The 6,988-nt window shown below is 46.9% G+C and carries 6 protein-coding genes and 1 rRNA gene (1 of these 7 cut by a window edge); 2 read left to right on the top strand and 5 right to left on the bottom strand.

Annotated elements, in window-relative coordinates; genetic code table 11:
- Positions 1-138: 138 nt before the first annotated feature.
- Entirely contained in the window at positions 139-957 is an 819-nt protein-coding gene (locus RIG61_07865; protein MEQ9619075.1) for a class I SAM-dependent methyltransferase, read from the top strand.
- A 168-nt stretch (positions 958-1,125) separates the two neighbouring features.
- On the opposite strand, the gene RIG61_07860 is transcribed toward RIG61_07865, so the two are convergent.
- The 5 genes from RIG61_07860 to moeB form a co-directional block, all read right to left on the bottom strand.
- Positions 1,126-2,241, bottom strand: coding sequence for a GNAT family N-acetyltransferase (locus RIG61_07860; GenBank protein MEQ9619074.1), 1,116 nt, complete (start codon positions 2,239-2,241; stop codon positions 1,126-1,128).
- Positions 2,242-2,248: 7 nt separating this feature from the next.
- The gene (locus RIG61_07855) at positions 2,249-2,509 is read right to left on the bottom strand and encodes a hypothetical protein (protein MEQ9619073.1); all 261 of its coding nucleotides are present in this window, start codon (positions 2,507-2,509) and stop codon (positions 2,249-2,251) included.
- A gap of 10 nt (positions 2,510-2,519) precedes the next feature.
- Positions 2,520-3,527, bottom strand: coding sequence for a TauD/TfdA family dioxygenase (locus RIG61_07850; GenBank protein ID MEQ9619072.1), 1,008 nt, complete (start codon positions 3,525-3,527; stop codon positions 2,520-2,522).
- A 189-nt stretch (positions 3,528-3,716) separates the two neighbouring features.
- Positions 3,717-4,505, bottom strand: a complete 789-nt coding sequence (locus RIG61_07845) for a hypothetical protein (GenBank protein MEQ9619071.1) — start codon at positions 4,503-4,505, stop codon at positions 3,717-3,719.
- Positions 4,506-4,540: 35 nt separating this feature from the next.
- Positions 4,541-5,692, bottom strand: coding sequence for a molybdopterin-synthase adenylyltransferase MoeB (gene moeB / locus RIG61_07840; protein ID MEQ9619070.1), 1,152 nt, complete (start codon positions 5,690-5,692; stop codon positions 4,541-4,543).
- Positions 5,693-6,112: 420 nt separating this feature from the next.
- Here moeB and RIG61_07835 point away from each other — a divergent pair.
- A 16S ribosomal RNA gene (locus RIG61_07835) occupies positions 6,113-6,988 on the top strand (it continues 688 nt past the right edge of the window).

Raw genomic sequence — 6,988 nt, 5'->3', positions numbered from 1 at the left:
GCCGGGGAGAAGGGAAATGATGAGAGTACGCTGTATGTATTCGGCGTCAGGATTTAACGGAAGATTAAAGGGGCCGGGAGCCAAAACAGAATAAGGCTCCCTCCCCATTCCCTGAAATAAAACTGAAAGGAGAAAAAAATGAGTTCAATACAGAATATCGATACGATCAAATCAAGAATGAAAGACGCGTGGAACGCAGGGGACTACCGCACGTTTGCGACTTATATGGAGCCTGGAGCTCTGGATATATTAAATGGCTGGGGTATATCGCCCGGGCAGTCCATGCTTGACGTGGCCTGCGGCGCGGGCCAGATATCGATCCCCGCTTCGAGGTCCGGGGTAAAGGTCACGGGCGTTGACATTGCGCCAAATTGGATTGACGTTGCCCGCGGCCGCGCGGCAAAAGAGGGGCTGGACGCGATATTCGACGAGGGGGACGCCGAATGCCTGCCGTATTCCGATGGTTCGTTCGATGTCGTTGCTACCATAGTGGGCGCCATGTTCGCTCCGCAGCCGGACAGGGTAGCTTCGGAGTTCCTGAGGGTATGCAGGTCTGGAGGGAGGATGTTAATGGTTAACTGGACCCCCGAGGGGTTTGTAGGGCAGATGTTTAAGACTATAGGCAGGCATGTTCCGCCCCCTTCGAATGTACCCTCACCGCTCCTCTGGGGAAACGAGGAAATCGTAAAGGAGCGTTTCGGCGACGGTGTAAGACATATAGTTTTGACAAAGAAGACTTACCCGTTGTGGCACTATCCGTTTAGCGTGCCTGAGGTGGTTCAGTTCTTTTTTGAGAACTATGGGCCGACGGAAAAGGCTCTCCAGTCACTGGACGAGGAGGCGGGAAAATTACTACGGAGCGACCTCGAAGATGTGTTTTCTGCTTACAATGCGGAGAGAAACGGGACAACTACGCTCGTCGCCGAGTATCTGGAAGTCGATGCGGTGAGGAAATGATTGTATCTAAACACAAAAAGGGCGGGTGTGAACTAACTTTCATGCCCACTCCTTTTTAACTTAGTTTTGCTCTTGGGCCAATATTATTTTTTAATAAATAACGCGGCGAGTTAATTAATGGTGAAGGCCTATAAAATCCCTTAAGGTTTTCTATCGGACTTAAGATTCTTAGTAGTTGTCTGAGTATATCATCTTGAGGTCCCAGTTCTTCATATTTGCAAGATTTAAGTCTCTGAATTCTACTTTATCGTTTTCCCTTTCAGTATTGATTACCAGAAGAGTCGAAAGATGATCTGCTACACTCCTGCGAGGTCTTTCTTCTTCGAAACCATCTGATTTTAGTGCTTTAAGCGAACTTTGCTCAAGCATATTTGCCCATATCGATAATCTTCCCAAGTCCAGTATTGAAGCGAGGCACTTTATAAGTTCGATTTTTATTGACGAGTTTATAGCCTCAATTTCGACGATATTAAACTTACGGTCATGAGATTCTCTATGTAAACGGGTTTGTGCCACAAGGTAGCCTTTGAGCTCCTTTTCTTGCCAATATAAAAATAAGAAGCCCGAAAACGGATTCCTGTACCTCCAGCGGAAATAGTCGGGTTTTCTTATGAGTGTTATCTTCTTACGGGGTTCCAGTTTTGAAACAAGGGAGGCCATCTCCTCCGGCTTTGGGTTTTTATCCAGCAGAATGTGGTGCGGTAATGCTTTTGTATTTTTATGAATATCCTCGATGGTTCTTATGCCCGGCTTTGCTCTACGGCTGATAAATTCACTGATTCCGGCTTTTCTAAGCAAACTACCGGCAACCTTCGCAGGAAAGGACCTTCTTTTATTCAAATTTTTTTCCAGGACCGTTATTTTGCCGATGCTCTTCCAGCCCATCGCCAGGGAGCCGATATAATTAACAGTGTTCGCGCTGAAATTAAGTAAATACCGGTAGCCCCTCTCATTTAGATCGCGCAAGACGAATCTCATTAATTCCTGATATATCCCCTTATTTCGATATTCCGGATGTATTACAAGATCAGAAGCGCATAATGCTTTAAAATTGTCTGAACTGCCGCCTATTTGCCATTCGGTATCGTACATGCCTCTGAACGCAATCAGCTTCCCTTCGCTGAGAACCAAATAGATTTTGGGTGATTCGGAAAACGGGTTTTCAAAATATTTCCATCTGAAATAGGATTTGTTTAAATCTGAATCAATGCTCCAGTGTTGCTTTTGAAAGTCGTAAATCTTTTCGTCATAGCTCCCGTCATATCTGATAAACTCATAATTCATAAGCCAATTATTTCGCGAATCTGTTTGTGAAATTCACTATGCCGTCGATTGTATCCCACTCTTTTACAAAGTCGATAGCAGTGAGGTCGAGAGACGCGCCCGACTGCTCTTCGATGAGAACCGCCAGTTCAAGTAGATATAACGATTCTAAAAGACCCGATGTAATTAGAGGCGTGGAATCGTTGAGTTCTTCAGGCAGGGGCTTTCCCGAATCTTTTAGTTTGCCATTGATAAAATCTGTAATTTCCTTTCTTAATTCCTCGGACATTCTGTGATCCTCAGATTGAAGTCTCCAGTTCTTTCCAGGTGGTGGGATTAGCCATAGCGACTACGATCTTTCTGCTGCCTGAATAAGGTCTCCTTCCATGTGCGACAATCATATTGTCCAGCATAAGAACATCGCCTCTTTCCCACGGGAACGAAACGGTTTCGGTATCATAAGCTTCTCTGAGTTTAGTTATTGTTTCTTTGTCAATGCTGCTCCCGTCTCCGTAATAAGTATTATTAGGCAAATCTTTCTCTTTAAAGAATTTGAGTAGCATCTGCTGCAATTTCGGCTCAATAGCAAATACACTGAGGACGGTAGCGTGGTTCAGCCAGACAAATTCCCCTGAGACCGGATGTTTCGCTATAGCGGGTCGAAGCTGTCTTGTCCTTACTTTGTTGTTGTCAATCCACTCGTACTCGATGTCGGATTCTCTGCAAAACCTTTCCATTTCGGATTTGTCTTGTGTTTGGTAAACCTCCTGCCAAGAGAAGCCGAACGGACCGCCGCTGAAGTTTCGGACGTACAACACCCCTTTTTCCTCAAACGGTTTTCTGATTGATGGGTCGAGACGCTTATATACTTTTCTCACATCTGCTAGGGGGGTTTCACCGCCTTCCTCAGAGGCTGTAACGCAATAAAAGAAGATTTTCCCGGGGAACCGAGCCGCGAATGAACTTTCATTATGGAGAAGAATTTCCTGCTCCGGCGGGTAATCGGTGGCGGTATAGACTTTCCCCTTAACCTGAGATCTCGGTGTAGCTCTGTCGTTGTATTCCAGCAGACTTCCGTAATTCTCCCCGACGATTCCTTCGAATTCTTCAATCCCCTCCAAGTTGAAGTTTCTGAATAATATCCCCCCGTATTTCAGGAGGCTTTGGTCGATTGGCTCCTTATGCAGACTGAAAAATTTTGCAAGGGTTAAATTGTCGTTTTTGGAAGTAAGGACCAAAGGCAGCGTGGTTTTATCATCAATAAAAGCTGCTGTAAAATCATTGTTTCCTATTATTTCACTAACCATATCGGCTGCTTTGACGCTGGAAAAGCCTTTACTCGAGCTTAAATATCGATAAGAGCGCGTAAAGTGAATCACTCTCTGTCAATTTATAATAATAATAAAATATATACTGCTAATGATCGAGAATAGCAATAATTATCGGCAAGAGAAAGTGCAGTCGATGTCTAAGAAAGAATAGGGAAATTGGTGAAATTAAGTTTCCAGATAACGCCTCTTAAGCTGCTCGTAAATACAATTTTTTGGAAAGCCGCCGTCTTTATTAACCCCGTTTAATCTCCACATTTCGTTCCAGAGATGGAGAGCTTTCGTTCCGGATAATGCGAATCTTAGTTTTTCTCTCCATACGATATGAATAGCGCCGTTTATGAATCTATCCCAGTTACGCCAGTGTATCGGAGAGAAAGTTTCGGCCTTCTCTACATAACGCTGTAGGCTGAATTTTTTTACCGCCGACTTTAATAACCTGGGTCCCGTATCGCCCCATTTCAGCTCCGCAGGATTTCTTTTTCCTGCCTCCGTATAACAATATTCCATAATTTCCGCGCCCGCTGGGGTTTTAATAAGAAAATTTTGTACCTTGTGTATCTTAGGTCCGAGAACATACAAATTCGGTTCTTTTGCGGAAGTGAATACATAATCAGAAGCCGGATTTAAAGGTGACATGCAAACAACGTCCGTATCAACCCAAAACTCGCCCTTTTCCAGCAGTAATTTATATCTGAAGAGGTTGGAAAATCCCGCGTAGGTGTTACGGTCTCTATATTTGAAAATTTTGTCCGGACTTATGATTTCGCGCGCGTCCTTGAGCAAGACCCCTGCAGGAACATTTTCTATTTCGTCGTAAACGTAGAGGTGAAACGGGTGTCCGTTAATTAGAAAGGAGGATATGCAGAGCCTCTCCATCGACGATAACCTGTCCCCGATCCAAAGGCTTTGTATGACAGGGAGCGGACTATCGTCGGTCATTGGTTTGCCGCTCATCCTAGATTCCCGATCCGGTAATGAAGGGCGACTGGTTAGTACCTCGGCATATCGGGGTCGTATTTCTCGGCCCAGGCGTCGATGCCGCCCTTCAGGTTCCTGGCTTTCTTAAAGCCCATTGTCCTCAGGAATCTGGTAGCCCTCATGCTTCTTCCCCCGGTGTGGCAGTAGACTACTATCTGGTCCGCTGTGTCCAGCTCATTTACCCTTTCGGGCAGTTCCCCGAGTGGTATCTGTGTGGGGCCGTCAAGGCTGCAAATCTCGAATTCGTGAGGCTCCCTCACGTCCAGAACTACGACGTTTCCGCCGTTCGCACGCAGTTCTTTAAATTCGTCTACTGAAATCTCCAGGTTGTCGCCCGGACTTGACGCCTCCGCCTCTTCCACTCCCCGTATTCCGCAGAACTCTTCGTAGTCGATCAATTCTTTAATGGTCGCGTTCTCCCCGCATATCGGGCAGTCCGGGTCTTTTCGCAGATTTAATTCTCTCGGCTGCATTTCGAGAACGTCGAGAAACAGCAGTCTGCCGATTAAAGGTTTTCCCTGCTCTATGATGAGCTTAACGGCCTCCGAGGCCTGAAGCGTTCCTATGACCCCCGGGAGTATTCCCAGGACTCCGCCCTCGGCGCAGCTCGGCACGAGGCCCGGAGGAGGAGGCTCCGGATAGAGGCAGCGGTAGCATGGACCCCTCTTGGCGTCAAAAACTGTTACCTGCCCTTCGAACCTGAAGATGCTTCCGTACACGTTGGGCTTTCCGAGGAGCACGCACGCGTCGTTTACCAGATACCTGGTCGCGAAGTTGTCGGTGCCGTCGACGATAATATCGTAATCCTTGAATATATCCATAGCGTTTTCGGATGTGAGTCTCGTGTTATAGGTAGTGATTTCTATATCCGAATTGAGCTGAAGGAGCCTCTCCTTAGCGGAATCCACTTTCAAAACGCCGATGTTATCCTCGCTGTGAATGATTTGCCGTTGGAGATTACTGAAATCGACAACGTCAAAGTCCAGTATGCCCAGGTGCCCGACCCCGGCCGCCGCCAGGTACAATGCAAGCGGGGAGCCGAGACCTCCGGCCCCAACGCACAAAACCCTCGCGTTAGAAAGTTTTTCCTGTCCTTCGACACCTACCTCGGGCATTATCAAATGCCTTGAGTAGCGCCTGATTTGCTCATTTGTAAGACCCATCTTTATTACCTTCCCGTTCTAGGATTTCCGAGTGTGGAATAAATCTATACATAAATCCGATGTTTTCAACTTTTTGTCTGAATATCGCTTATGCTTAATAAAGCTTAATCCCCCGTGCGGGTCAGTTGAATATATAGAGTTATTGTATACTTTATATTATAGGGACGGAAGGGATTTCACAAGTTAAGATTCGTTTTGACGCAGGAAGGATTCTTTGATAACCTAAAAGGTCATAAAGACCCGTTTTTTCGCGGTTTTTCGTTATTTTAAAAAAGTTCAAAAATCTTCTTGACAACCATTTTCTATGCTTTATATTATATGTCCCTTTGGCAAAAATATCTGAGAAGATATTTTCAGATCTTTGAAAATTAAATAGCAGATAAGCGGGCGAAGAAGAGCTAAGCAAAATTTCTTGAAATTATCATGAAGAGTTTGATCCTGGCTCAGAGCGAACGCTGGCGGTATGCTTAACACATGCAAGTCGAGCGCGAAAGTGACTTCGGTCACGAGTAGAGCGGCGAACGGGTGAGTAACACGTGGATAATCTGCCTTTAGGACTGGGACAACCCTGGGAAACTAGGGCTAATACCGGATAAGACCACAGCTTCTACGGAAGCAGGGGTAAATGGCGGCTTTCGGGCTGTCACCTGAAGATGAGTCCGCGCCCCATCAGGTTGTTGGTGAGGTAACGGCTCACCAAGCCTAAGACGGGTAGCCGACCTTAGCGGGTGATCGGCCACACGGGGACTGAGACACGGCCCCGACTCCTACGGGAGGCAGCAGTGGGGAATCTTGGGCAATGGGCGCAAGCCTGACCCAGCAATACCGCGTGAGGGATGAAGGTCTTCGGGTCGTAAACCTCTGTCAGTAGGAACGATGGGTCTCAAGGCCAATACCCTTGAGATTTGACGGTACCTACAAAGGAAGCCCCGGCTAACTCCGTGCCAGCAGCCGCGGTAATACGGAGGGGGCGAGCGTTGCTCGGAATTACTGGGCGTAAAGGGTCCGCAGGTGGCCTTATAAGTTAGATGTGAAATCTCAGGGCTTAACCCTGAAACTGCACCTAATACTGTGAGGCTTGAGTACAGGAGAGGTTGGCGGAATTCCCGGTGTAGCGGTGAAATGCGTAGATATCGGGAGGAACACCAGTGGCGAAGGCGGCCAACTGGCCTGTTACTGACACTCAGGGACGAAAGCGTGGGTAGCGAACCGGATTAGATACCCGGGTAGTCCACGCCCTAAACGATGGATGCTAGGTGTAGGGATGAAAATCTCTGTGCCGTAGTTAACGCATTA

The organism is Deltaproteobacteria bacterium, assembly GCA_040223695.1.
Taxonomy (GTDB): domain Bacteria; phylum Desulfobacterota_D; class UBA1144; order Nemesobacterales; family UBA2774; genus JAVKFU01.
The sequence above is the reverse complement of the archived record's forward strand: the minus strand, read 5'-3'. Positions and strand labels throughout refer to the sequence as shown.

What these genes read in the sequence shown, in the direction of transcription:
- RIG61_07860 (MEQ9619074.1), bottom strand. Translation starts at nt 2,241, where the DNA reads ATGAATTATGAGTTTATCAGATATGACGGGAGCTATGACGAAAAGATT.
- RIG61_07865 (MEQ9619075.1), top strand. Translation starts at nt 139, where the DNA reads ATGAGTTCAATACAGAATATCGATACGATCAAATCAAGAATGAAAGAC.
- RIG61_07850 (MEQ9619072.1), bottom strand. Translation starts at nt 3,527, where the DNA reads ATGGTTAGTGAAATAATAGGAAACAATGATTTTACAGCAGCTTTTATT.
- RIG61_07845 (MEQ9619071.1), bottom strand. Translation starts at nt 4,505, where the DNA reads ATGAGCGGCAAACCAATGACCGACGATAGTCCGCTCCCTGTCATACAA.
- moeB (MEQ9619070.1), bottom strand. Translation starts at nt 5,692, where the DNA reads ATGGGTCTTACAAATGAGCAAATCAGGCGCTACTCAAGGCATTTGATA.
- RIG61_07855 (MEQ9619073.1), bottom strand. Translation starts at nt 2,509, where the DNA reads ATGTCCGAGGAATTAAGAAAGGAAATTACAGATTTTATCAATGGCAAA.